Here is a 25,130-nt window from a genome sequence, read left to right as displayed (position 1 = left end):
AAATGCTTTTGGATTATACCAAGGTATTAATTGATATTGTCGAGAAGTATCCATTGGCAATTGAAGAACGTCAGCAAGTCGAAAGTATTTTTGATAATATCTCAAACGAGTTCTACGAATATAAAAGAAAAGTTCAATTATAGGGGGTGATGCTCTTGCCTGAAAAACTTTGTAGGATCGAAATTACGGGTGAAGCCATACTTGCTTTACTTAATATTGATAAAAATGTTGATGTAAAAAAAGTATATGTTAATCAAAATGAATATGTTGTGGGTTTAGTGTTGAAAGGGGATAGCTTCCCTGAAGTTGAAGAAGGCGAAATTATCCCATTAGCAAATGTAGAATACATTCCTGCAAAATCAATCATTAGGCTTTTATAGGAGGTGGTGCTTATGGAATAGCATCGCCTTTTTTATATGGTTTCAAAGAAAGGAGAGGAATTATGCCAAACGTTTTTACGGATATGCTTTTGGAACGTCCCGTCCTGCTAGATTCTAAAGAAGATGGAAAAACGCGGGTGCGTTTTAAAGCAACACAATCCAATGTGGTAAACACAAATAATCGTCTTTATCCAGATCCTGTAATGGATGACGCAATTGAACGTTCCAATTCATTAGTTGAACAAGGTCGGATGGTTGGGGAATCGCCACACCCTCGGCATTTTATGGGGAAACAAGGTCAAGTGGTGTTTGATACCCAAATTGATAATTCGGTCATTAAGATTTACAAGCAATTCAAGCAGGATGGCACAGTCTTTGTAGATGCCGAAATCTTAGACACAGCAAAAGGAAGAGACCTGAAAGCTCTCATCGATGCAGGTGTGCCAGTTGGTATTTCTATGCGGGCTCTTGGTGACAGTGTAAGAAAACAAATTAATGGCGTGATGGTAGATGTCGCTACAAAGCTGGATATTCAATCTTATGACGTGGTGATGAATCCAGCTACACCAGGATGTGAAGTTATTGAGGTACTTACTGATTCCCAAGTCGCGGAGGTGCTGGCTGATGATGTACAGATCACTGTTCCGAATTGCCCGACATGTGGGACCACCTTAACACCGCAGGACCCTGATGGGGATAATGATTTAGATTTTTATTCCTGTGAATCCTGTAAAGAAGTGTACATTCCGGAAGAAAGTTACCGAACAAGCGTAGTAGCAAGCCAAAGCCTTCGTAAATTACCGAATGATCCTGACTGGGACGGATTTTCTCTGGCCCGTGAGTATAAGCAAAACATGGTTAAAACAGTAGATCCCAATGCAGTAACAGATGAAAAAGAAAAAGGAGTGGAAGAAATGAAGTTTGAAGATATTCTAAAAGCCATGCAAGATAGTCCTGAATTTAAAGAATTAATCAAAGCTCAAGCGGAAGCAGTTGCAAAACCTGCTCTTGATGCTGCACAAGCTCAAGCAGACGCAGAAGCAAAAGCAGCGGCAGAGGCAAATGCTAAAGCGGAAGTAAAAGCCTTTACTGATGCTAAGTTTGAAGCATTAAAAGCCAAACTTCCAGATGAAGTGATTACGCTTATGGCTGATTCCATTAAAGAAATTACAGATAAAAATCAAGCTGAGGTTATGATCGATAGCATGGTGAATGTTTACAGCAAAAAATCAACCAATGCTAACCTTGATAACATGGGTTTTGACGGAACTAACGAGGGAGAAGGTGGACAAGTGAGATTTGAAGTAGGCAAAGAGGAAAAACCTTGGAACCGTCAAGTGCACGAGCTTCTAGATTCTTTAGATAGAATGGGTGAAGAGTTCGGTCATTCTCATGATGCTTCCATCCGTAAACATAACAAAAAATTCATTGATGAAATCATCGGTAAATTCGAAAAGCAAGTTGGATATGAAGCTATGAAAGACTCAGCTGCTATGGTTGATTCTATGGTGGCAACTGACAGTGTATCCGTTACGACTGCTCAATTATTGAACCAACCAACCATCCAACAAGCTTTATTGATTCAGTCTTTCCAAGATGTTGAATCCCTTCAATTCTTGGCTGCTGAAACATTCGAAGGTTCGGAAGTACGTTGGCCGGTGGAAACTTTCACTTCTGCAGCCACAATGAATCCTGCATCCGGACAATTTGATCTTCTAGTAGGCGAAGGCGCCGGCATTCCGGAGAGCCAAATCAACCTAGCATGGTTGTCTTTCAATCCATCTTGGAGACGAAATGCGATCAGCTTAACAACTGATGTTGTGAATACATTGAAATCAGGTCCAGCTAAATACGATCCAATCACTCGCGGTATTTACCATATCTCTTTTGACAAACGCCGTAAGTTGGATAACCTAGCTTACCTTGAAATGGTCATGGCCTCTGATGAATATCAACCGAATGTGGTTGCAAGCGAAGTCGCATCAGGTGTAGGTTCTGCAGTGGGGAATATTACAGCAGTTTCTAACGGCACAAACGTTGCTTATAAATACAATTTAAGAGCTGGGGCAGATGCAACTGCAGGATCTAATCCAATCGTACGTCCACGGACGAAGAAACAAATTCAGCCTAACGGTAGCGTATCAACCGTTACTTCTAATGCGTTTACTGTGACTGTAGGTGGTTCTGCTTTAACTATGGGTTACCTAGATGCCAATGGAAACGTTCAAGGAGGCACTTATGCGGTTGATTTTGAAAACGGAGTCGTTTACTTTACTTCTGCATCTGGTGTAGATGGAACTCACCTTCCAACATTCAGCTTCTCGGCTGTAACAAACGTTGTACGTTGGGCAACCACTGTACCAAACGGGGTAGATGCTGATAAATATTACAATACTCTACTTCAATTGATCACAGCGCAAACTCAATTAATGGGTAGCTCACCACGATTCAATAAGCCAAACCTTGGTATTATGAGTCTGAACGCTTCTCAATATATCGAAAATGCTTCTATGTGGTATAAATTGAACAGCCCTGATCTTGGCAGCTTATCAGGCGGGGGCACTTCAAACATGTTCGGTAGCCGTTCTGGTGTGAATTTTGCCCGAATCAATGCTCCATGGGTAGCTGGCGATAACCGTATCCTGTTAACTCAAAAAGGTGCCACTCGTTATGCGATTGAAACACCTTACCAAATTGAAGGACCATATCCAAAATATGATGCATCTGGTAACATCGTGGATGCGAAAGTATTCTATGGTCGTGAAAACAGCGTCATGGCAACTCCACAAACGATTGATAGCAACGGAAACATTATCAATCCTAAATCTCGTTCTATCAAGCTAGTTTAATAGATTTTCATAATACGAGGCTCCTCACATCGAGGGGCCTTTTTTATTGAGGTGATCATATTGATGATTCAAAACGGAGAAACTCCATTCGTTCATCCGGTAACTGGTCAACGAATTGGCCCATTTGATTTTTATGAAGGCAATGCCCACCAGGATCATGAGAATGTGGTGGAAGAACAGCCGAAAGGAAAAAAGAAATTGCAAAAAGAGGGGGAATAATTCATGCTCCTCACTGACTATGTTGCCAACGTCCGGACGATGATCCGAGACAATAATGCAGCATCGTATATTTTTCAGGATTCCGAGATTCAATCTTTTATTCAGGCTGGAGCCTTGGTTTATTCCCGATCTAGAGCACGAAGGCGACCATATACTCTGGCGTTGCAGTCTGGAGTTAACCAATATACCTTACCAACTGATTGGATAACGGTGGATCGAGAGAGCTTTAATAAGGCGGTTGGAATAAAAGTAGTCGATTTACGGCAATATGCTGGCTTTGTTCTTCCGACTTTAAACGCAGCTCCTTCTTTTAATGAGTTGGATTTTGTGTTTTATGATCAAGATCAGTCTTTAATGATCTCTCCAGCGCCTATGGAATCGGCGACTATCAATTTTGATTATTTCGCCATGCATACAATTTCAAGTACCGTGTGTACTATACCGGTTATTGATTCCCATGCTGTTACTTTAGCCTCTGCTAGTCAAGCACTAAATACCCTTGCAATTGACCGCGGAATGAAAATGCAAAAGTATAAAATTGGTCAAGGCTTGCAGATCGACGATTCAGAGGTTGCTAAACGGATGCAGGAACAGGCTAAAGCTTATTATGATGAGTTTGAGCAACTGGTTCGATATCGTCCGTTCGGGGTGATGGGCTAATGGATGGAAGAGCACAAGAGATTATTGATCAAATCAGTGCTTTATCTGGAAGTTTTGGTGTGACGGTTATCTATAGCCGAATCGTTGTAACAGACAGCACTCCAAGAAATGCTTTTGGTACTCCGATAGATGCAAGCGGAAATCCGTTAGTACCTCAGTCATTTACAGCTAATGTTATTATCGAATCACAAAAGATCGATGAGACTCCTACACTGGCTGGTGGTAAAGCGAAGGAATTGTTGAAACTTATCACATCTGCCGGTATTTTTCTGGCGGGTGACGAGTTGAAATATGGTTCTCATACCTACAAAGTCAATTTCATTGAGCCAGTGCCTTTTGTTGGGACAGATGTGGTGAATTTTGTCCATGCAGCAAGGGAGGTGGACTGATGGTTGAAAGAGTTACTTCGTTTGCAGAGTTGGCCGCAAAGTTAGAAGAAAAGACTTTTTTATTAAAAAACAATGCCCAAACTGCTGTGGCAACAAGTGCTGTTAAAGTTCAGTCCACAGCTAAAACAAAGTTTGGTACCTATCAGCCTGGCGTGGGTGGGTTCCCTGCATGGGCCACATTAGCGGAGGCTACGATTAAGCAAAAAGAGAGAGCTGGTGGTGGTGAAGATCCTTTGATTGGTCACTACCTAAGCAAATCAGGCGGAAGAGCTGGCGGTAAATTACGTGGATCCATTTTGGTTCAAATCGGTGTCATGGAAGCAACCGTTGGCACCAATGACAAAATAGGTACGTACCAAGAGTTTGGGACTTCAAGGATTCCGCCGAGACCATTTTTGCGCCCGGCTCTTTATCAAAATCAATCAGAAATTATGATGGCTTTCCGAAAGGCAATGCTTGATACGCTGAACGGTAGGTGATGGCATGAATACACAAAAAGATCCTTTACAATCTATACAGGAAGCTATCAAGCCGATTGTCGCTCCATTCGGAGTAAAAACAACTCTTTTGGGTTGGCCTGATCCAAAATACTTTCAAGTAGATGGAAATTTACCACTATTGGCCATTTTACCAGTAAGTGATACTACCAAACATTTAGCGAGCAGGGAAACAGTTCACGCTTCTATCCCAAACCCTTATGTGACCTTAAATGGTCAAGATCAATTAGATGGAACCGATTTATTAAATAACGCTCCAACTGCCACAGTTTATAAAGAAACACTGAGGCTTTTTTATTTGCTTCAGTTATCCATCTTCACGAAGACACCAGAAGACAGAAGTAATATTGGCTGGCAGATTCAACAATATTTTGTTAACAACCCTCAGCTTTCATTCGGTATTCCAGGCGTGGAAACAGGCGTTTTTAAATACAAAGGCCAACACGATCTTCCTGGTGAAACAAACTTTTATCAGAGGGCTTTAACGTTTGAAGTTTCGGCTAGAGTACTAGATTCGGAGTTGGCCTATCTTGCTACATCTGTACAAATGAATGAACAACCTTTCTAAAGGGGTGAATAGCATTGCAATTTATCAATAATCTCAATGGATTAACTGTAGATGATCAGTATTTTATGGAAGTTCCAGTTACACAGGGCGGCAGTGATGCTCCTACTGGAAACATCGGCTTAGTCGGTACTTTCTCAAGAGGACCATTAAATACACCTGTTTTAGTGACCAGCTATCAACAATTAGTCAAGCAGTTTGGAGAAGTGGATAGTGCTCTTGCCTTAACTGGAACATTGGAAGCACGCGGCATTTTTAAACAGGGAAATGCCAATGTGTATGTGGTCAGGATTGACGGAAAGACTGCGAATGCTTCTGCGGCAGCAAGTGTGGTATTAAAAGATTCTCAATCCACTCCGGGAACTGTTTTAACCTTGACAGCTGCTACAAACGGAACATGGGCCAATAGCTTGAATGCTGTTGTTAGTGCTGGAACTTTAACTGGCACTTTTAGAATTGACCTTCAATATGGCGATGAGTCGGAATCTTGGGATAACCTTGTGATCCAACAACCAGGCACTCCAATTGCCGGCGCTGTTCTTGCTTCAACTGTATTTGGTACAAGCAGCACTCAAATGGGCCAATCCAAATTAGTTTATGGCACATTTCCAGGCACTCCTAATACCAATACACCAAAAGCAGGTACTTATACATTAACAGGTGGCGCAGATGGTGCAGGAGCTACGACAACGGATTACATTGGCGCTAATACCGGTGGCGTGAAAACTGGTCTGTATGCTCTCGATTCAGCTCCTATTAACCTTGTTGTTGCAGCTGGGCAAAGTGATCCAACCGTCAACGCAGCTTTGATTACCAATGCCAATACGGTGACGCAAAGCGGCGGTCTGCCTCGAATTGCATTGATTACATTTCCGAAAGGAACAGCGATTGGTACTTTAAGTTCATTATTGAGTTCCTATAATTCAGATCGGGCTATTGCGGTGTACCCTTGGGTACAAATCGCTGAGCCAATCACTAGCACGACGCCAACCGTATCACCACTTGGTTATATGGCAGGATTGCTTGCTCAGTTAGATCCTCAAAAATCTACAGGTAATAAGACTGTTTATGGCATCCTTGGAGCGGATCCAAGTTTAATTATTGGAGCTCAAGATTTAGCAACGATGGCAGGCTTGCAAGTGAATGCTATCGGTGTTCCAACTCCAGCAGGACCAATCGGCGTAAGAGGCGGTTTCAGTTTAGATAAATCAGGTGTCAGCAACCAGCTTTATGTTCGACGTATGAAGGATTACATTGACCAAACAGTCTTTATGGTAGGCGGTCAATTTGTGGATGAGCCGATTACGGATGATTTAATGAGACAAGTCGTTCAGGCAGTGGATAATAAAATCCGTCCAATGAAAGAGCCAAATTCAGCTCAAGACAAAATGATTGCGGACTATAAAATCATTTGCGACAAAACAAATAATCCGGATACCAGTATTGCGCAAAATCGCTTGATTTGCGATTATGCGGTGAAACTCCTCAACATGGACCGTTTTATGATTTTCCGTACGCAAATCGGTTCAGGTGTTATCATCACAAGTGCACAAGGCCAATAAGAAAGGAGAGGATTAAACGATGGCTAAAGATCGTATTCTTGGCTCCTCTGCGAAATTGGAGCTATATACAGACACAGGTGTGATTGCTACAGAGGTGGATAGCTGTACAGCTACTCAAAAGCATGAAATCAAGACCTGGCATCCACTTGGAGAAATTGGTGAGCGTCAGCAGGTCATCTATAAAGGCTGGGATCTGGACTTTAAAACTGGCAAAATTGATGACCAAATTGCTAACTTCTTTGACACCATCGACCAGGCTTTACTGGCTGGAAAACCAGCTCCACGTGTTCGCGTAACCGAAACTATTACTCACTTTGATGGCTCTATAGAAACATGGATTTATCCAGACACAGTTCTTTACAACTACGCTCAAGATTTATCCAACTCTGAAGATGAAATTAAGGAAAACTTTAAAGGTGCATGTTCTAAAAGAATTCGAGGATAGTAGGAGGAAATTCGTATGACTCAATTTAATACAGCTGATGACCAAACGGTTTTAGTAGATAAAACGGATGAACTTGCGGATAATCAAGTAAAGCTTTCTGATGGTAGAGTTGTAGAAATGCGTGAATCCACTGGCGCTGATGAAATGGCTGTATCAGCCGAGCTAGGTGATACGTTCCAAATGAATGGTGGAGGTATGATGATTTATCAATCCTGTATGATTGCTAAAACAATAACAAACATTGATGGAAAGTCTATTCCACCAATGCGCGGATATGCTGCTTATCGAGATTTTGCAGCAGGCTTTAAAAGCAAAGATTGGGTAAAAATTAAACAATTATACAATAAATTAAATGGTGCTGCTGAGGGAAACGTTTAAGAAGGCGCATAGACGCCTTTAAACATTCAGAAGCCTTTATTGAGTGTTTATCCCTTGCGACTTATCACATTTCATTTAACGAGTCCAAAACATGGACGAGCGCCATGCGAAAAGCAGCTTTAGAGTTGTTTAAGGAAGCACAGGAAAAAGATTAGAAGGGCCTAATAAATAGGTCCTTTTTTTCTTTTCCTTATAGAAAGGCGGTGAGGAAATGGCAGAAGGATCAATGATGGAATTAGCCGTTTCCATAAAGGCTCTTGACTTTTTCACCGGACCGTTAAGGTCGATGGTCAGTTCTATTACAGCAGCGGAAGGTAAGTTTAATAGCCTTAACAATACAATGAAGCTAATGGGTAAAAGCCGAGCGGAGATCGATGCTTTAAATGCATCATTGAATAGAATGTCTGACCAAAAAGCCTTTTCTAGTCTAGCGAGTGATCTAGAAAAAACGGGGATGGCAAGGCAAGATATAGCTGCAATGGAAGGCAGCTATATGCGAATGGCTCAATACCAACGTGATATGGCTGCTGCTCAAGCTGAGTATACGGCAGGTCGAGACTTAGCAATGTCGGGGGTTGGGAATCTTGCAACAGGAGCTTTTGGGGCATTCGGGCTTTTCGAAATGGTCAAAAAGGCTGGGGAATTCCAAGCAAACATGACTGTTATTCAAGATTCAACAGGGGCCAGCACAAAACAAATGCAAGCATTCGGCGATGCGGTCATGAATACATCGGCAGCTGTTTCTAAGTTTAATGACATGCAAGTTTCTCAGATAGCTCAAAAACTAACCTCTGGTGGATTCAGTAATATTAAACAGGCTCAAAGCTTGTTGTTACCTGTGTCAAAATATGCTGAAGTTCAGATGTATGAACATAAATCAAGTGATGCTCTTCAAAGTACACAGCAAGCAATTGAAATGGCTCACGTATTTAAGAACTATGACCCAAAAAGCTTCGAAAACTTTTTGAATGATTTTAATAAATACTCAATGATGCAACCGGGGGATAGTAGTTCACTCGTACAAACTTTGACCTATTTAGCTCCTAAAGCCCAGACATTGGGAATGAGCCAAAGCGATATTCTTGGATTATCTGCAGTAGCTAATAGGGTTGGATTGACTGGTTCACATGGCGGTACCAATGCAGCTGACATGATTCTGAGGTTAATTCCAGGACTAGTTGGCGGTGGCCCAACCAAAAAAGGCACACCTAAAGCATGGGCGGCAATGGAAAAGTTAGGGTTTGTAGATAAGAACGGGAACTCGCCATTCTTTGATAAGAACGGGAAAATTGTTAATCTTAACGGAATGCTCACCACCATGATAAATGATGGTAAGAAACTGAACAATAAAGACCTTACACAAGCCTATCACGACATTTTTGGGTCGTATGGTGGGAATGCTGCAAGTATCTTAGCTAATAAGACAACTCTAGAACAATTAACACAAATGCGAAAGCAATTGGGTCATACCAAGAGCATGGAGCAGATTAACGCAGATTTGCAGAAGACTCCGGAAGGTCAGTTAAATTTACTTAAATCCAACGGCATGTCCTTAATGCTTCGGGTTGGTCAACAATTAGCCATTTCCTTGAATCCAGCCATTGCACAAGTTAATAAATTATTAGGCAGTATGTTGAAATTTTCAGAAGCTCATCCAGGAGTCGCAAAAGTAATCGGGGATTTTGCTCTTCTTTCAGTAGGCATGGTAACCACAACAGGCATAGTCAAAATTTTTGCTGGCTCATTTAAAATGCTAAAAGGTGCTTTTGGTATGCTAAAGCTCACATCAGAAGCAGGAGAATTAACGAAATTTGGCGCCATCTTAACATCTGGACCACTTCTTGCCGGAATTGCAGCTGTAGCAGCAGGAGGATACCTTATCTATAAAAACTGGGGAACCGTGGGTCCGTTTCTCAAAAAAACATGGAGTGACTTGAAAAATTTAGCTCAAGGTTTATTCATGATTTTTACAGGAACCGGTGGAGGAAAGGGAATCGATCTCCTACAAAAACTCGGTTTTAGCAAACAGTCAATTAGCACATTGATGCAAGCTGCCGGACTCATTAATGCTGCCGTGAAATCGGTATGGAACACAATGAAATCGGCATGGGGTGGTATAGTCTCCTTTGTAAAATCCATCTGGCCACAAGTATTGCAGATTACTCGAACAGTTTGGCCTGTCGTTAGTCAGTTAATATCCTTATACATGGAAAATATTTGGGTTGAAATTAAAACAGTTGGAACAATTATAGGTGCAACTTTTAAAGCAATTTGGACGGTATTAGTTCCGGTGGTTAAATATTATTGGGACCTTATCACCAATGTAATTAAAGTCGCTTTGGATTTATTGACCGGTAACTGGAAAAAGGCGATGAATGACTTTAAAACATTATTAACTACGGCTAGTAAAGACATCGGAAATATTTTCAAAGGTCTTGCAACTGCTGCATTCCAATGGGGAAAAGATGTCATCAGTGGGCTTATTAATGGTGTTAAAAGTATGGTTGGGAATATAGGTAGCACCATAAAAGGTATTGCTGGAAGTATTTCTTCCTCATTCAAATCAGCATTAGGCATTCATTCTCCTTCGAAAGTGTTTATGGAACACGGGAAATTTATTGTCCAAGGTTTATCCATGGGTATTGATAATAACGCAGGCATGGCTAACAAATCTACACTTAAATTAGCTAAAGGTGTAAGCCAATCCTTTAACAGTAATAGTGGAGTAGCAGTTGGCGGTGGTGGAGCAGTCGAAATCCATATCCATCCGCATCCACATCAACGAGCAGAGGATATAGCGGATATGGTTATTAAGAAGCTTGGGAAATCCTCACGCAGAGTGATGATGAATGCTGGAACCACTGTTAACATGGGGGCGTTCTAATGGGATTACTTCAATTAGGCACTTTTAAATTTGATATCGATGATCTCCCTGACCAGCTCCCATTAAACAGCGAGCAAATGATATCGGTCTATAAATATCCTGGCGGTATCAAGGACATCCAAACCTTTGGCGCATTTGATGGACCGATTACCTTTACTGGAACCTTTAACTATACAGCTGAAAACAAGGCTAATCAGATCGACAAGATGTACCGAAACGGAGGCTCTTATGTCCTTAAAGTTAGTTCGTTTAGATCACTTTCAGTCGTCATAGTCAAGTTTACACCAATATATCGTTCACCTTATGCAATTGATTATTCGATTGAATTAGAGGTGTTGGGGAATGCATCTCCTGCTCCATCGACAAGCGGTTCAAGTTATGGTGGTTCTTCTTCAGGAAATAAAACAGTTACAACTCCTCCTAAAAGCAATAAGCCTGCACCCCAAAGAGTTTATGTAGTGAAAAAGGGAGATACGTTATGGGGGATATCAAAAAAATACTATGGCAGCGGTACTCAATACAGCAAAATTATGTCAGCCAATAAATTAAAGAATACAGTTATTATACCTGGCCAACGTCTAATAATTCCTTAAATTTTAGAGGGGTAAATATGAGAGTTGATATAAAAAGCGATATGATAGGTATGAATTTTGGTAGATTGAAAATACTTGATGTTTTCGACAAAATTAACGTGAATAACCATAAAACAAAGTATTGTCTTTGTAAATGTGGTTGCGGAAACGAAAAAGAAATTCGTGCCAACGCTATAAGAACAGGTCGAACGAAAAGTTGTGGATGCCTTCATAAAGATTTACATGTACAAAGTGGTAAACAGATATGTTAAACATTTCAGCTTATACTTTAAAAACTCGTAAAGATATGGGCTGGTCAGATTTTGATATTCTTACTAGGCCTGTCAAACAATTAAACCAAGATTATAGGAAACGAAAGTAAGTGCCAAATAGGCTCTTTTTTTATTTTTAAGGCTGGTGATCCCATGATCGTTTCAAAATCCGTTGGAAATGTTAAAGGGGTTTCGGCTCCTCGTTCGATTGTAAGGCTTGATGGAAACAGCGTGAATTTTATTAACTGGACTGTGAATCTTAATTCTACTCATGAGGCTGATGATTTCACCATCACTTTGCCATTTAGAATGACGACCAACTTAGCGCAAGGCTATTTAACTGCGACGCCAGATAAGGCGTCTTATTTATTTACCAAAAGCAATGTGTTGGTTGAAGTGTTTGTGGGATTCCCAAAAAATCCGAATAAGTTTCAGACCAGTGATTTAACAAGGATTATGTATGGATATATGGATACAGCCGAACTTGATTTCAACGATCAAGGGGAAACAGTAGTCGTTACTGGCCGAAACCAAATGGCACCGTTTATTGATACGAAAAGCACCATCAAATATCAGAACATGACCTCTTCTGCTATTGCTCAAATGCTGGCAAAAAATCATGGACTGAGTTATAAAATCACTCCTACTTACACATTGGCTGGTAAATATTTTTCAGGAGATTCTACACAAATCAGTAAAGATACAACTGAATGGGACTTACTCTCTTTCTTAGCGGAGCAAGAAGGATTCGATGTGAGGGTATTTGACAATACTCTTTATTTTGGTCCGTTTGAAACGATTGTAGGCAATGTGACTACCAGCGGTTTGAATTACGCTTGGGGACAAAACATTCGGGAGTTAACGCTTAGTCGATCTCCTCATGCGGCGAAAGACATTGTAGTTGAGGTTCACAGCTTTGATACGCTCAAAACCAAGCATGTTAAAGGTTCGGCTAAGAAAAAGACAGTTACTTATACAACTTCAACCAAAAACGTTACGGCCACAGCCAAGAGCTCAACCGGAACGTCTGGAGCTTCAACTACTTTTACCCAGCGTTACTTTTTCCCTGGGCTAACACAAGATCAGGCCCAAAAGAAAGCAACAGCCATATTAAATCAATTATCAAAATTAGAAGTCACTGGTACGATGACGGTGGCCGGCAATGAAAAATTAACAATTGACCGATTGCTGGTCATCAGTGGATTAGGAACTGGCTTATCTACAAATTATTATGTCCGGAAAGCCACTCATAACTTTGACATCGCAAGTGATGGATATCGAGTCGATTTAGATTTTTCCAATCTTTTATTAATAGATGAATTTACTGGAGGTTTATAAAGTGTATATTCCCTCCCTAAATCAAAGAGAACAGCATAAGAATATGATTCAAGAAATGATGAATACGAAGGCTTATGTATTAGATGGAACCGTAACATCCGTAAATACGAAGCTTCCCTATACCGTAAAAGTGATGCTGGAGCCTTATGAAATCGAAACTGGATGGCTTAAAATGCTTTCCCCATATGTTGGGGAAGAATTCGGTATTGTATTGCCTCCTCCCGAGGAAGGAACACATGTAAGAGTCCTGTTTGATATGGGAGACATCAACAATGGAGTAGTGGTAGGAGCTGCCTATAATGCTGTATCTGTCCCTCCTCCTAGTGTGAATTTTGGGGATGCAGCCATTGTTCATAAGTCTGGAAGCCAAATCATTATGAAAAATGACGGTTCGATTGTGTTTACTTCAAAGGGTGGCGCATCGCTTACTTTGGGTGCCGATAAAACCGTAACGATTAACGGAAATACAACGCAAAGTTGGTGATAAACATGGATTACCCATTGCCTAGTACAGATCCGCTTGGCACAGATATACAATTAGATGCTAATGGGGATTTAGTTATTACGATTTCGGGGTCTTTACAAACAGTCAGCAACGAAGATAATGTCCAGCAAGCTTTGCGGGTAAATACAACGACTGTGCCAGATACGTATCTTTGGGACGAAGAGATTGGATCGTATCTATTAAACTATGTAGACGAACCAATAACACCTGAAATAGAGAAGGAAATTATCTCAATTGTAACTGAAAAAGCTTTAGAAGATGATCGAATACTAGATGTATCGGAGGTAATCGTGGATGATAGCCGCCAAGATTGTCTAGTTATTTTTGTTTCTGCGACTGTGAGCGGCGTGGGCGATATTCAATTCCCCATTACCATAGGGGGTGCGTAAAATGTTCTCTACCATCATAGCCAATATGGTCACATATTTACAAACTGCCGGTAGCAAGCTTTCAGATTTCACTGCTACTTCCATTTTAGGTCAGATTCTTTCTGCTATTGCATCTGCTATTGATGAAATTTACACAGCTATTACTTCAGCCCAGCAACAAGCCTATGTGCAAACCGCAACAGATACGTCACTGGATGCAAAGGGGGCTGATTTTGGAGTAACCCGAAAACAAGCGACACCAGCACAATGGTATTTTACGTTTAGCCGTAATGTTGTATCAAATCAGCAGCAACCGATTCCGGCTGGCACGATCATAACGACCATTCCTTCACTTGGACAAGACCCGATTACCTTTGCGACTGACGCGGATTCATTTTTAGGTGCAGGAACCTTAACAGTAACGGTTTCGGCCACTTGTCAAACAGCGGGAAGTGTCGGAAATATTGCGATTAATACTCCTTTACTCATTGGTTCTGGAGTACCTGGAATTGACGGTGTACAGCTTTTATCATTAACAAACGGCACTTATGGAGCTGATACAGAAACAGATGATGCCTATCGATCTAGGATTCTAGCTGCCCTTGCTTCAAAAGCTCAAGGAACGGTGTCCTGGTATCAGCAAACAGCGTTAACCGTTACTGGTGTTCAGTCAGCTAAAATCGTTCCACAAGGCAGAGGAAGTGGCACAATCGATATTTATGTCGTTGCTTCTGGTAATGCCATGCCAAGTCAATCTCTCATTAGTTCTGTTCAAGCGGCCATTGATGCCGGCAGGATAATTACCGATGATGCAAAAGTTTTTTCTCCAACTCAAGTGACCGTAAATCGAACAATTAACATTCATTTAGCATCTGGTTATGACCCAACGGTTGTGACTGGATTGGTTCAAACAGCCGTTTCCAATTATATTAACAGCCTTGGAATTGGCGGTGGAAGTTTAGGGGAATTGTACGAATCTCAAGTGATTAAAGCGGCTCTTAGTGTCAATGGTGTAGTGAACGCTACGAGTGCGGATACAGATGTATCCTTTTCGGCTTATCAACTACCGCAGGCAGGCACCATTACCGTGACGGTTGTGTAGGAGGTTTGACAGATGAATCAATTACAAAATCTCTTAGGCCGTTTATCTAATCTTTTTACTAAAGATTCTAATTCCAATTTAGGACATTTGCTTGGTTCGATTGGTAGCCAATTAGATCAAGTAGACCCGGCTCAAACCAATTTAGAACAGCAATTTTCCGTTTCTACTGCAACAGGTAGTGCGTTAGATAGTCATGGTAAGGATTGGGGATTAACGAGAAAAGCCAGCGAGTCAGACGATGATTATCGAACTAGACTATTGGCCCAAGTGCCGATTTACACAAACGGTCCTACGATTGCTGCCATAAAACAGATTGTCCGAAATTTCACTGGGGTGGATCCGATCATTTTGGAATATGGACCAGATAGTTTCACCATGGGTGTTTCTCCCATGGGTTCTTTTGTTTTTGGAGACCAGGACCCCTTTACTTTTCAAATTCAGGTCCAAAACCCAAATGGAATGTATTATGACGAAACTGACTTGGAAAATGCCGTAAACTTTGCGAAGCCTGCCAGATCCACCGCTACTTTTATTCATAATCACAATGCGTTATTTAACGGGCAATACAAGCTAAACGGATCGATGACGTTAGGAGGGTAGGATATGACAAATTATGATCTAAATCGAACCTATAATGAGTCTTTGCAACAATTACAAACTACGGATAAAGTACATGCGGATACGTTTAATCCTAGGTTTCAACAATTGATTAATAATGATGCTGCACATAAAGACGCTATAGATAATCACACCCAGCAACTCGCGTCACATGCAACTTCCTTGGGAGATATAGCGACTTTAACACCTTGGCAAACCACGGTTATTGATTTAAACGGAAAAACGATCGGGAATTTCTCAATACCTCAATTTCAAGTGAAATTAGGAACCGTTACTTTAGCGTAAAAGGGAGGAAAACAAATGACAGTTACTACTCATGCAACGGGTGAACAAGTAAATTTAGCTTCTGTATTAAATGGGAAATTAGAAGCGCCACTTCATCAATCTGAAATGGGATTAGATACAGCCGCCTCTGCAACCGGACAAGCAGTAAGATGGGATGAATTCAGCACACGGCATAACAATGCCGGAACCATTAAACAACAAATGTTTAATAAAAGCAGTACTGCTAATCCAAGTCCAACCGCTAATTCCAATGGCACAGCAGTTACCAACAATCCACCTACAAACTATACAGCTTTGATGACTCTAGGTGTAAATCTAGTATTTGGTGGAACATTTGGGGGCAGTGAAACAATTACATGCACAAAAACTGTAACCTATTCAGATGGTACGACAGCAACACTCACAAAAACTGCAACCGCAACAGGTACTGTGACCCTAAACACAACCGACTTCCTTTCCTTGGTTAAAGATGGAGTTTATATCACTCAAAATAGTTGGCAAACTCAGTCAAATATCGCTAATTCAACTGTAACAGTTACTGTTAACCGATACGGGTTTTATATGTAGTTCATACAATAAGAAGAACTTTTAATGAAGGTTCTTCTTATTTTGGAGGTGACCAAATAAATGGCAAGAAGTCATATTATCAATCTAGACGGAAGTTTGAATTACGATGTAATCGGTGGGTTTGTAGAAAGATTGAATAGCCATGACACACAATTGGCAGGGAAATCAAGTTTAAATGGAACTGTTCAAATCACTTCATTTTCTTCTTTTACAAGCGCAGTTAGTTACTGTTTAACCAACAATAAAATTCTTGATATGTGTAATTCCACCTTAACAGCGGATCCATCTTATAATGGGATGCAGCTCTGTTCTATTATGAATGGAACAATCATTCTCAATACTTATGTACGTTTTTATGTTGCTGCTAATACCATCATTCAGGACATGACGTTTATCGATAACTATGTTTATTCAAAAACAACGAGTGTTCCTGCTAACTTTGACCAAGTAACATTAGGGTGGGTAATCGAATCATTAAATGGTTCCAGCGATAATGTGACATTACGGCGAGTGTCAAGTTATTCGAACGATTCTAGAGTTTTTGATGGCACTTATCGGACAAGAGGCTTTATCAATTTAAAAGGAAATAACATTGTTTTAGACGAAGTGAATGCAAATGATTGTCGAAATGCTATTCGGATGGGTGTTAACACACAAAATACACCTAAGTGGTCTAACATCCTTATCAAAAATTGCCGATTTAAAAACGTGGAGCAGTGCATCGACTTGTTGAACGTTTCTCAAGTACGAGTGCAAAATTGTTCTTTGAGTAATACAGCTACACAACAATCTAACTACACGGTAATAAAAGGCGCGGACTTTATTTGTAGCATTTCCAGTGACGATATTTATGTGACAAATATTAAAGTAGATCGCCCTGTAGAAAGAACCATTTACATTGTTAACGCCAAACGTTTCCATTTGAACGGGTTTAATATTACGAATGGTGGGCAAGGTGGCGGTGGCGGGTTAAAAGTATGTGGATGGGGAAGTACACAACAGTTTCAATCGGTTGACACTATTATTGAAAATGGTTATTGCGGAGCTAATACCAATCAACAGTATTTCGATTTTTATGGTGTCGACGGAGTAACCGTACGCAATATCACAACTGCGGTCGGAGGTTCGGGTGGGTTAGTGCAAATGGTAAATATCAACCGTAACGTATCATTTGAAAACGTTCGTGCGTCCGTTACTGGTTTTCTTACATTCGCCCAAGCCCCTTACAATTCAACTGATGGATTTAATACAGGTGATAACGGAATAGAAGTAACGAATTTGACGCTAAAAAATTGTGCCTTTAGCGCTACCCAAAATAGTACAAATTACTTTTTACAAACTTCAGATGCGACAGGTGGAACAGCAGCGTACGTAACGTTTGATTCTTGGAATATATTAGATTGTCACTTCTCTTTAGACCCTTCAATTACGACTACTAAGTATTTATTGAGCGGTTCAAGTCTTTTTGGAACAATTACAAATGTCAAAATTAAAAACATTACTACGAATAGCAACTATTTATCTGTTTATGATTTTACCTACAACGCAAACATTCAACATTATAATGGTGTAGAAATAACAGGTAAAGCAAAAACAAATCATTACATGTATGCTTTAGATTTCCCAAACGTTATCGGTTACTTACCTACGGGAACTTTTTCTTTAGATTTATCATACAATAACGCCTTATATGGAAATTTAACGCGAGAAAATAGTGGTAATTTAGTTTATAAACGCACATTCCCTTCTTCTGGTACTGAGTATATCCTAAGAAGGATACAAAGCGGAAAAACCCTAAATTATACTGTGCTTTTTGAAATCGAACATCCAACATTTAATACCAAATTTTTACTAACGAGTAACGGCAGTGCCTTCACGACAACTGTTTACTATGGAAGCATCACTAATAATACAACTAATGTAACTTTGCCAAATGGAGATCAAATACAATTAGATGGAGCAAGTTTTCCTTCTTCTTTACGTTATTCATCAGCGGGTGGTGGAGGAACAAATGTAAAAATGACGATTATGAGTGTTACGTATGTTTAGGGCTGGAGAATAGCCCTTTTATTTTGAAAAATGGGAGGTTTTCAGATGCCGAGTTTTAGTAATTATACCATTAACAGCGTCAATCCAGATGGAAATATAAATGTAGCTCCCGTTGGAAAAATTCAAGATTTAGGAATCGTCATTAGTGCTACAAACATGGCAGCAGGAGCAACAGTTTATTCCTCTTTGATAACAGGTACTCCATGGGTGAGAAACTTATTAATGCTCACACAAAGCGACCAACAATACGATATTGGTGTGTCGAGAGTGGATACATCGGGAATTCAAGATTGGACAACATGGGTATCTACCAATAATGGTTCTACTGCTTCATCATGGCGACCTGTTCAAGTAGTTGGAGCAAGTGCTCTATTAGGCGTAAGTGCTAAATTAGCAATAAAAAATTCATCTGCTTCAGCAAATACATTTGCAAACGTCAGAGCGCAATTAATTGGATTGTAGGTGAAAAACATGAATGAATTATATGCGAAATTAAATGAAAATCAATTAATGGACGGCGATAATATTATTTTAGATCAATATGAAGATGGTTCTTTTCAAGCTGTTGATAAAGAAACATTTGAAACATTTTTCGGGGATGTAAAGGATAATCCAACTTACGATAACCTAGTTGGAATTCACACTTTTACTTTTGGCGGGCAGTCTTATACTAAAAACGCTGAAGAACTTGGTTACAAAATTCATTTCGAAAATTGGCATGAAAAAGGAATTATCTAAATTGAAGAGCCTATCATGGGCTCTTTTTTTATTACGCAATAAAGGAGGCAAACCATGCTTTCCATAACTTATTACGACAACATTAAATATCACCGGATGGACTTTATTAATCGGGATAAAGATTTCTTCGGTAACGGAGTGGTGAGCTTAACCCATTTTCCTTATACATTGCCCGCTCCGAATAATATGACGATCTCCATTGGCGCAGGAGCTGCATGGGTAGATGGGTATCGGATTGAGAATGATTCAACCGGAATTACCTTAACCGTCCCAGCATCCGATGCCACAAATCCTCGAATTGACATTGTTCAAGTCGGTCACGATGACATCAATTCACAGGCGGTTTTAAGCATAAAAAAAGGAGTAGCTGCAAGTTCACCAATTGAGCCTGATGCGGATCCTAACTTCGTGAAACTATTCGCTATCAATGTACCTGCCACTGCAACAGCTATTTCTGCAAGCAATATTACTGATCGAAGAGCATTGGTGCCATTAAAAGTATCTGGATCTCAAATTAGTTTTCAAGGGGCTTATCAGAAACCTTTAAACGGGATTCCAAAAACTGATATGGAGAGTTCGGTTCAAACTTCTTTAGGGAAAGCAGATAACTCAGTACAAATATCCGATTATGTTGCTCATCCGGGATTTGGAACAACTACAAATAGTGGGAATGCTTATTCTGTCACCCTTACGCCTGCTCCAACTGCTTATGCGGGCGGAATGACTGTAAGAGTGCAATTAAACGCAGATTCAACAGGCAGTGCGACTTTAAATGTAAATTCACTTGGTGCAATACCTTTGAAATCTGCAAACGGAAACGATGCAACAAGTTTAAAAGCAAATGGAATTTATACCTTCACTTATAACGCCTCAACTGGAAATTTTATATTACAGGGTGAAGGAGTTGATGTAGTAGCATTATCCTCATCAATTAATGCAATTTATGATAAGTAGGTGAAATGAATGTCGATAGGAGATAAATCCACATTTAACTATACAGGTGCAGTTCAAACATGGACAGTTCCAGCAGGATGTAATCGTGTGAAAATTGAAGCATGGGGTGCAGAGGGAGGAAGATACTGGAATACTTCTAACTATGCAAATAACTACGCTGTAGCTGGTAAGGGTGGTTATGTATACGGAGAATTAAATGTAACCCCCGGACAGGTTTTAAATATTTATGTAGGTCAAAAGGGTACCGATGCTATTAGTTATAACGGTGGCTCTGGTGGTTGGAATGGCGGTGGAAATGGAGGGACTGCATCTAGTAATAGTTCTAGTTACACAGGCGGTGGTGGCGGTGGCGGTGCTTCTGATGTTCGCATTGGTGGTACTGCGTTATCCAACCGAATTATCGTTGCTGGTGGTGGAGGTGGTGTATGTCTCAACTCCGGTTCACCTTCATCAACTAATCAAAATGGCGGTGGCGGTGGAGGTTTAGTCGGTCAAGATGCTTTGGGAGGATATACCAGCACTGCTGGTGGAGGTACACAAACTAATGGCGGAGTTAAAGGTTCGTATCAAGGTACTTATGACGGTTCTGCTGGATCATTTGGTCAAGGAGGTACTGGAGGTGGTGGCAATGTCACTTCTGCTGGTGGTGGTGGCGGAGGCGGCTACTATGGTGGCGGTGGTGGTGGAGCTTCATATGGAGGTGGAGGCGGTTCGTCTTATTACGGAAACCTTCAATACGTTGGAACTACTGCAAATGTTCAATCAGGTAACGGATTGATAGTTATCACTTGGATAGGTCTACCTGTTTCAATGGGAACACCATCTAATAACATCGGAAATAAGTCATTAAAAGACAATATAGTAACATATACAGTTACTCAAGGTGACTATACTGTTACACAAATTACTGAATCGCTTAATGGTACAACAACAAGAACGCTAACAAATCCAACACAATTTACTCAAACTCCTCCATTGACGAAAGACCAATGGGATGCCGTTCCGTACGGAAACAGCATTCCAATTATTGTAACTGCTACGGATAGCGGTGGATACTCTGCTAGTTCAACTTTTACATTTAATAAACGGGTAGATGCAACGGACGATATGGTTCGTGTTCAAAAATCATTAAATGATATGTCTACTTATATTAATGGTCTTAAGTCTCAATTATCTAGTGCGATTAACGCTAAAGGAGTAACATCTAACTCTTCTGACTCATTTAGCACAATAATCAATGCGGTTAATTCTTTAGGGCATTTACCTTTAGATTTTAAAGGGATTGGTGTTACAAAAAACGACACACTAAGTTACTCGGCCGCTCAAACTTCTAACTATATGAATGGTTACTTTACATTGGATAATAAATATTATATTTACGCTACTAGCTCTAACAATGATATTTATAAATATGACATTTATAACAAGACTTATACAAATTTAGGACACCCTTCAGCGTGGGCTGGTGTAGCAAGAGGAATATGTATATCCGATGATGGGTCTGTGATATATGCAATGGGTTCTGATAATAGCGTTTATTATTGGAGCAATGGAACTTGGACACTAATATCAGGCTTAAACATCTATTTAAATGGGGGAGCTAACTATATCCCGATGAGTTGTAAATATGATGGGTCAGAATTGTATTATATTGATAATACTAACCAATCGCTAGTAAAGAAATGGGTGTTATCTACTAATACTGTAACAACTATTTGTACACTCCCGACCTATGCATATTCTGGAATACCAAATGGTATATCATGGGTTAACGATAACAGTATATGGGTTCCTACAAGTGGTTCACCTAATGGAACAATGAAAAAAATTAGAATATCTGATGGTACTATTTTAGCAACAGTGAATTGGCCTCAAGCATTTACAAGAAATTGGATTGGTCTAAGAGATGCAAATGGTAGTATGTATGGAGTATTAGTTGCAGGGACTGGAAGTAATGGTACGGACTATACTTATAAACTAAATAAAGATGGCACTGCCTCTATAATTGATTCTGCTAATTATGGTTACAACTATACTGGAGGTAATTTAGATGGTTCAGTGCAAATAATGATGAATACTGGTGGAACAGGTTACATTCATTTATATCAAATACAAAACAGTGCCAATAGCATTGCTGGTCTAACGATAACAGGTTTCCCAGTTCCAGTTGCGGTTAGTGGTGATTTTCGCTGGATTAATAGCACTCAAATGGCTAGTTACGCTGTTTATCAATAAAAGGAGGAAAAGGAATGACATTAACTGCAAATGATTTTACAATTGAACAATTAGCAAATGGCAATTTCGTAGCAAAAGCTACAGGAATCTATCAAGATATTGATTTTGTAAATGGTGGATTTATTACAACAAAAGAACGTGCGCAAGAGATTGTTAATATTTTAGTCGCAAATGCAACTCCTAGTTTAGCAGACGTACAGAATGCTAAGATTGCACAGATTCGAGATTCCTATAATCAGACTCTTGCATCTGGATTTAACGTCACCATTGGTTCAACACAAAATACATTCGGATGGACTACTGATGACATAACTCATATGACAGCAACACAAACAGCAGTAGGAAGAGGTTTTCTTATATTTCCTATCCTCTATGTAGATGTAACTGGAAGCCCTGTAACTGTTCCAGACCAAGCAACATTAGATAAGATAGAAGAAACAGCAACAAAATTCATGACCGCTAATCACCAACAGGCAATTCAATTAGTTGGTCAAGTAAAATCAGCAACAACTATTGATACTGTTAATGCTATTCAGTGGCAAAGTGCGAGTTATTAATATGGTAATTTATAGCCAACAAATGGCCGCTAAACTTATGCTTAAGGGTTTTGTTCTTCAGGGTATGGATAAAAACCAAAATAAAAGTGGTAAGAATATTTTTTACTTTAATGATAGTGATGAGTTAAGAAAAGTAATGAGTGAACTTTCTAAAACCAAATAATTATTCAATTATCAAGACTGCCGTTATTGGTGGTCTTTTTTATTTTCTAATTTCGAGACATATGGAGGAATGTTGAAGTGAAAAAGAAAATTTGTGGGATTTATAGTATTAAAAACATTAAAAACGGTAAAATCTACATTGGTAGTTCGAGAAATATAAAAAATAGATGGTGGCAACATAGATCATTATTAAATAAAAATGAGCATTATAATCATTACCTTCAACGTGCGTGGAACAAATATGGAGAATCTTCTTTTGAGTTTACTATTGAAGAACAAGTAAATGATCCAAATTACCTTATTTCAACTGAACAAATATGGATTGATAAATATCAAAGTTTTCTTCCTCAAAATGGATATAACATATGTTCCAACGCTTCGAATACTTTAGGCGTGTTTCACTCAGATGAATCTAAGAAAATAATTGGTTTGAGGAGTAAAGAAAGAAACGCAGTTAAAAGTATTCTAGGTATGAAGCGTATGGGTGAAGAACACGGAAATGCGAAAATCAATGATCATGATGCAAAAATAATAAAGTTATTATTTAAGGACGGAAGATTAACCGCAAGAGAAATTGGAAATATTTTTGGTATCGTAAAAGAAAATGTTCTCTTAATTGGGAAAAATCTTTCTTGGAAACATATTGACATTAACCAAACTGATAAATTACCTGATGAATATATTAATAAGTTAGAAGAAATAATCAGCAATCGCATTATTAAAACCAAAATTAATGATGAGGAGGTGAAATGTATCAAACTGCTTTCCGAAGAAACTTCATTATTAAAAATGGAAATAGCACGATTATTTGGCATTAGCTTCTCATATGTATCAGGAATTTTAGGAAATGAAAAAAGAAGAAATATCAATATAACTGACGATGATTCCATTGAAAATTATCGTCAGTTTTTATTTGGAAAAGGGATCAATTTAAGCGAAATACTCATAAACAAAACTGAAGTAATAGAGGAGGCACAATGAAAAAGCTATTTTCCTTAGTTGTATTGATGTTGTTTTTATTACCCAGTATTTGTGAAGCAAAAGTAATTGCATTAGGTTCAGTTTCATACGGTATGCCTGTTCCGCAACATCAATCACTTGATTGGGGTATTACCGACACGAATGTACAAAAATGGTGGAGACAAGGTTACACAGGGCGGAATGTAAAGATTGCGGTAATAGATACAGGTGTGGATTATTATCATCCAGACCTTAAAGGTGCGATTGCAGGTGGAGTATCCTTCATTAAAGGTGAAAATTATTGGACTGACTATAATGGACATGGGACAGGAGTAATTGGGGAAATAGCAGCGCAAAACAATCACATCGGCTCAGTAGGTGTAGCATATAACGCTAAAATTTACGCTGTTAAAGCGATGGATCGTAACGGATCGGGAACACTTTCTCACCTAATATTGGCGGTCAATTGGTGCATCATTCATAAAATGAACATCATTAATATGAGCCTCGGATTATCAAACGATGAGACAAAATCGCCGTTATTTAAGATACTCGAAAGGGTGATTAATCAAGCTTATGCACATGGAATTTTAATAGTCGCAGCTTCCGGTAATGACGGGATTAATCAAGTAGATTATCCAGCAAATTTTAAAAATGTGATCGCGGTAGGCGGTGCATATGAAGCCTATAATGCTCAAACGGGGAAAACATCGATTGGGTGGACTGACTTTTCCAATTATTCGAACAAAATTGAAGTCATCGCACCGTCAGCCTTTGTTTACAGTACCTATCCAATGAATTTAATGCCTGTTTTTAACGATTACAGAGGATATGAGCATATGATTGGCACCTCCATGGCAGCACCATATGTGGCGGGATTTTTAGCTTTATTGAAACAAAAATATCCAAGGGATACTCCAGTACAATTACGGAATCTCTTACACATAAACACCATACCTGTTAGCCCTCGTGCTAATACCGGGTATGGTTTTCTTTATGCCAAATAGGTTCCAAGGAGGG

At 39.6% G+C, this 25,130-nt stretch carries 28 protein-coding genes; all 28 read left to right on the top strand.

Annotated elements, in window-relative coordinates; genetic code table 11:
• Positions 1 to 155: 155 nt before the first annotated feature.
• Positions 156 to 380: a hypothetical protein gene (locus tag HPT25_RS23510; RefSeq protein WP_173069834.1), complete on the top strand. Its 225-nt coding sequence runs from the start codon at positions 156 to 158 to the stop codon at positions 378 to 380.
• A gap of 62 nt (positions 381 to 442) precedes the next feature.
• Complete coding sequence (locus tag HPT25_RS23505; protein WP_173069832.1) at positions 443 to 3,229, top strand: hypothetical protein; 2,787 nt, start codon at positions 443 to 445, stop codon at positions 3,227 to 3,229.
• Between the two features lie 63 nt (positions 3,230 to 3,292).
• Positions 3,293 to 3,448, top strand: coding sequence for a hypothetical protein (locus HPT25_RS23500; RefSeq protein ID WP_173069830.1), 156 nt, complete (start codon positions 3,293 to 3,295; stop codon positions 3,446 to 3,448).
• 3 nt (positions 3,449 to 3,451) lie between these two features.
• On the top strand, positions 3,452 to 4,108 hold the full coding sequence (locus tag HPT25_RS23495; protein ID WP_173069829.1) for a phage adaptor protein: 657 nt from the start codon (positions 3,452 to 3,454) through the stop codon (positions 4,106 to 4,108).
• Entirely contained in the window at positions 4,108 to 4,497 is a 390-nt protein-coding gene (locus tag HPT25_RS23490; protein ID WP_173069827.1) for a hypothetical protein, read from the top strand. Before HPT25_RS23495 ends, HPT25_RS23490 begins: the two co-directional genes overlap by 1 nt.
• Positions 4,497 to 4,976, top strand: coding sequence for an HK97-gp10 family putative phage morphogenesis protein (locus HPT25_RS23485; RefSeq protein WP_173069825.1), 480 nt, complete (start codon positions 4,497 to 4,499; stop codon positions 4,974 to 4,976). Before HPT25_RS23490 ends, HPT25_RS23485 begins: the two co-directional genes overlap by 1 nt.
• Positions 4,977 to 4,980: 4 nt before the next feature.
• Positions 4,981 to 5,562: a hypothetical protein gene (locus HPT25_RS23480; protein WP_173069823.1), complete on the top strand. Its 582-nt coding sequence runs from the start codon at positions 4,981 to 4,983 to the stop codon at positions 5,560 to 5,562.
• Between the two features lie 14 nt (positions 5,563 to 5,576).
• Complete coding sequence (locus HPT25_RS23475) at positions 5,577 to 7,121, top strand: phage tail sheath family protein (protein ID WP_173069821.1); 1,545 nt, start codon at positions 5,577 to 5,579, stop codon at positions 7,119 to 7,121.
• Positions 7,122 to 7,140: 19 nt separating this feature from the next.
• Positions 7,141 to 7,566: a hypothetical protein gene (locus HPT25_RS23470; RefSeq protein ID WP_173069819.1), complete on the top strand. Its 426-nt coding sequence runs from the start codon at positions 7,141 to 7,143 to the stop codon at positions 7,564 to 7,566.
• 15 nt (positions 7,567 to 7,581) lie between these two features.
• On the top strand, positions 7,582 to 7,944 hold the full coding sequence (locus HPT25_RS23465) for a hypothetical protein (RefSeq protein WP_173069817.1): 363 nt from the start codon (positions 7,582 to 7,584) through the stop codon (positions 7,942 to 7,944).
• A gap of 211 nt (positions 7,945 to 8,155) precedes the next feature.
• Positions 8,156 to 10,828, top strand: a complete 2,673-nt coding sequence (locus tag HPT25_RS23460; protein ID WP_173069815.1) for a phage tail tape measure protein — start codon at positions 8,156 to 8,158, stop codon at positions 10,826 to 10,828.
• On the top strand, positions 10,828 to 11,421 hold the full coding sequence (locus tag HPT25_RS23455; protein WP_173069813.1) for a LysM peptidoglycan-binding domain-containing protein: 594 nt from the start codon (positions 10,828 to 10,830) through the stop codon (positions 11,419 to 11,421). Before HPT25_RS23460 ends, HPT25_RS23455 begins: the two co-directional genes overlap by 1 nt.
• 404 nt (positions 11,422 to 11,825) lie before the next feature.
• Positions 11,826 to 13,010, top strand: coding sequence for a phage late control D family protein (locus tag HPT25_RS23450; protein ID WP_173069811.1), 1,185 nt, complete (start codon positions 11,826 to 11,828; stop codon positions 13,008 to 13,010).
• A 1-nt stretch (position 13,011) separates the two neighbouring features.
• A complete protein-coding gene (locus HPT25_RS23445; RefSeq protein WP_173069809.1) occupies positions 13,012 to 13,494 on the top strand; it encodes a phage baseplate assembly protein V in 483 nt (160 codons plus the stop codon).
• A 5-nt stretch (positions 13,495 to 13,499) separates the two neighbouring features.
• Entirely contained in the window at positions 13,500 to 13,904 is a 405-nt protein-coding gene (locus HPT25_RS23440) for a contractile injection system sheath initiator (protein ID WP_173069807.1), read from the top strand.
• A 1-nt stretch (position 13,905) separates the two neighbouring features.
• Complete coding sequence (locus tag HPT25_RS23435) at positions 13,906 to 14,985, top strand: baseplate J/gp47 family protein (RefSeq protein WP_173069805.1); 1,080 nt, start codon at positions 13,906 to 13,908, stop codon at positions 14,983 to 14,985.
• Positions 14,986 to 14,997: 12 nt separating this feature from the next.
• Entirely contained in the window at positions 14,998 to 15,585 is a 588-nt protein-coding gene (locus HPT25_RS23430; RefSeq protein WP_173069803.1) for a UCP028438 family phage-derived protein, read from the top strand.
• A gap of 3 nt (positions 15,586 to 15,588) precedes the next feature.
• Positions 15,589 to 15,888, top strand: a complete 300-nt coding sequence (locus HPT25_RS23425; protein ID WP_173069801.1) for a hypothetical protein — start codon at positions 15,589 to 15,591, stop codon at positions 15,886 to 15,888.
• A gap of 15 nt (positions 15,889 to 15,903) precedes the next feature.
• The gene (locus HPT25_RS23420) at positions 15,904 to 16,455 is read left to right on the top strand and encodes a hypothetical protein (RefSeq protein ID WP_173069799.1); all 552 of its coding nucleotides are present in this window, start codon (positions 15,904 to 15,906) and stop codon (positions 16,453 to 16,455) included.
• Between the two features lie 132 nt (positions 16,456 to 16,587).
• Positions 16,588 to 18,504, top strand: coding sequence for a hypothetical protein (locus tag HPT25_RS23415; RefSeq protein WP_217269809.1), 1,917 nt, complete (start codon positions 16,588 to 16,590; stop codon positions 18,502 to 18,504).
• A 45-nt stretch (positions 18,505 to 18,549) separates the two neighbouring features.
• Positions 18,550 to 18,966 carry a hypothetical protein gene (locus HPT25_RS23410; protein WP_173069795.1) on the top strand — a complete coding sequence of 139 codons (417 nt, stop codon included), beginning with the start codon at positions 18,550 to 18,552 and terminating at the stop codon, positions 18,964 to 18,966.
• A 9-nt stretch (positions 18,967 to 18,975) separates the two neighbouring features.
• A complete protein-coding gene (locus tag HPT25_RS23405; protein WP_173069793.1) occupies positions 18,976 to 19,242 on the top strand; it encodes a hypothetical protein in 267 nt (88 codons plus the stop codon).
• Between the two features lie 54 nt (positions 19,243 to 19,296).
• Positions 19,297 to 20,196 carry a hypothetical protein gene (locus tag HPT25_RS28510; protein ID WP_217269808.1) on the top strand — a complete coding sequence of 300 codons (900 nt, stop codon included), beginning with the start codon at positions 19,297 to 19,299 and terminating at the stop codon, positions 20,194 to 20,196.
• 9 nt (positions 20,197 to 20,205) lie between these two features.
• Entirely contained in the window at positions 20,206 to 22,431 is a 2,226-nt protein-coding gene (locus HPT25_RS23395) for a glycine rich domain-containing protein (protein WP_173069791.1), read from the top strand.
• Between the two features lie 14 nt (positions 22,432 to 22,445).
• The gene (locus HPT25_RS23390; protein ID WP_173069789.1) at positions 22,446 to 22,988 is read left to right on the top strand and encodes a hypothetical protein; all 543 of its coding nucleotides are present in this window, start codon (positions 22,446 to 22,448) and stop codon (positions 22,986 to 22,988) included.
• A 1-nt stretch (position 22,989) separates the two neighbouring features.
• Complete coding sequence (locus tag HPT25_RS23385; RefSeq protein ID WP_173069787.1) at positions 22,990 to 23,151, top strand: DUF5659 domain-containing protein; 162 nt, start codon at positions 22,990 to 22,992, stop codon at positions 23,149 to 23,151.
• A gap of 77 nt (positions 23,152 to 23,228) precedes the next feature.
• A complete protein-coding gene (locus HPT25_RS23380) occupies positions 23,229 to 24,131 on the top strand; it encodes a GIY-YIG nuclease family protein (RefSeq protein WP_173069785.1) in 903 nt (300 codons plus the stop codon).
• A complete protein-coding gene (locus HPT25_RS23375; protein WP_173069783.1) occupies positions 24,128 to 25,117 on the top strand; it encodes a S8 family peptidase in 990 nt (329 codons plus the stop codon). Before HPT25_RS23380 ends, HPT25_RS23375 begins: the two co-directional genes overlap by 4 nt.
• Positions 25,118 to 25,130: the final 13 nt, after the last annotated feature.

The sequence above is a fragment of the Neobacillus endophyticus genome, assembly GCF_013248975.1.
GTDB classification, from domain to species: Bacteria; Bacillota; Bacilli; order Bacillales; family Cytobacillaceae; genus Neobacillus; species Neobacillus endophyticus.
The sequence above is the reverse complement of the archived record's forward strand: the minus strand, read 5'-3'. Positions and strand labels throughout refer to the sequence as shown.

Excerpts from the sequence above, each read along its gene's own strand:
- HPT25_RS23385 (WP_173069787.1), top strand. The coding sequence starts at position 22,990 with ATGGTAATTTATAGCCAACAAATGGCCGCTAAACTTATGCTTAAGGGT.
- HPT25_RS23500 (WP_173069830.1), top strand. The coding sequence starts at position 3,293 with ATGATTCAAAACGGAGAAACTCCATTCGTTCATCCGGTAACTGGTCAA.
- HPT25_RS23480 (WP_173069823.1), top strand. The coding sequence starts at position 4,981 with ATGAATACACAAAAAGATCCTTTACAATCTATACAGGAAGCTATCAAG.
- HPT25_RS23435 (WP_173069805.1), top strand. The coding sequence starts at position 13,906 with ATGTTCTCTACCATCATAGCCAATATGGTCACATATTTACAAACTGCC.
- HPT25_RS23450 (WP_173069811.1), top strand. The coding sequence starts at position 11,826 with ATGATCGTTTCAAAATCCGTTGGAAATGTTAAAGGGGTTTCGGCTCCT.
- HPT25_RS23375 (WP_173069783.1), top strand. The coding sequence starts at position 24,128 with ATGAAAAAGCTATTTTCCTTAGTTGTATTGATGTTGTTTTTATTACCC.
- HPT25_RS23490 (WP_173069827.1), top strand. The coding sequence starts at position 4,108 with ATGGATGGAAGAGCACAAGAGATTATTGATCAAATCAGTGCTTTATCT.
- HPT25_RS23390 (WP_173069789.1), top strand. The coding sequence starts at position 22,446 with ATGACATTAACTGCAAATGATTTTACAATTGAACAATTAGCAAATGGC.
- HPT25_RS23485 (WP_173069825.1), top strand. The coding sequence starts at position 4,497 with ATGGTTGAAAGAGTTACTTCGTTTGCAGAGTTGGCCGCAAAGTTAGAA.
- HPT25_RS23420 (WP_173069799.1), top strand. The coding sequence starts at position 15,904 with ATGACAGTTACTACTCATGCAACGGGTGAACAAGTAAATTTAGCTTCT.
- HPT25_RS23470 (WP_173069819.1), top strand. The coding sequence starts at position 7,141 with ATGGCTAAAGATCGTATTCTTGGCTCCTCTGCGAAATTGGAGCTATAT.
- HPT25_RS23405 (WP_173069793.1), top strand. The coding sequence starts at position 18,976 with ATGAATGAATTATATGCGAAATTAAATGAAAATCAATTAATGGACGGC.
- HPT25_RS23455 (WP_173069813.1), top strand. The coding sequence starts at position 10,828 with ATGGGATTACTTCAATTAGGCACTTTTAAATTTGATATCGATGATCTC.
- HPT25_RS23430 (WP_173069803.1), top strand. The coding sequence starts at position 14,998 with ATGAATCAATTACAAAATCTCTTAGGCCGTTTATCTAATCTTTTTACT.
- HPT25_RS23395 (WP_173069791.1), top strand. The coding sequence starts at position 20,206 with ATGTCGATAGGAGATAAATCCACATTTAACTATACAGGTGCAGTTCAA.
- HPT25_RS23505 (WP_173069832.1), top strand. The coding sequence starts at position 443 with ATGCCAAACGTTTTTACGGATATGCTTTTGGAACGTCCCGTCCTGCTA.
- HPT25_RS23410 (WP_173069795.1), top strand. The coding sequence starts at position 18,550 with ATGCCGAGTTTTAGTAATTATACCATTAACAGCGTCAATCCAGATGGA.
- HPT25_RS28510 (WP_217269808.1), top strand. The coding sequence starts at position 19,297 with ATGCTTTCCATAACTTATTACGACAACATTAAATATCACCGGATGGAC.
- HPT25_RS23465 (WP_173069817.1), top strand. The coding sequence starts at position 7,582 with ATGACTCAATTTAATACAGCTGATGACCAAACGGTTTTAGTAGATAAA.
- HPT25_RS23460 (WP_173069815.1), top strand. The coding sequence starts at position 8,156 with ATGGCAGAAGGATCAATGATGGAATTAGCCGTTTCCATAAAGGCTCTT.
- HPT25_RS23495 (WP_173069829.1), top strand. The coding sequence starts at position 3,452 with ATGCTCCTCACTGACTATGTTGCCAACGTCCGGACGATGATCCGAGAC.
- HPT25_RS23440 (WP_173069807.1), top strand. The coding sequence starts at position 13,500 with ATGGATTACCCATTGCCTAGTACAGATCCGCTTGGCACAGATATACAA.
- HPT25_RS23425 (WP_173069801.1), top strand. The coding sequence starts at position 15,589 with ATGACAAATTATGATCTAAATCGAACCTATAATGAGTCTTTGCAACAA.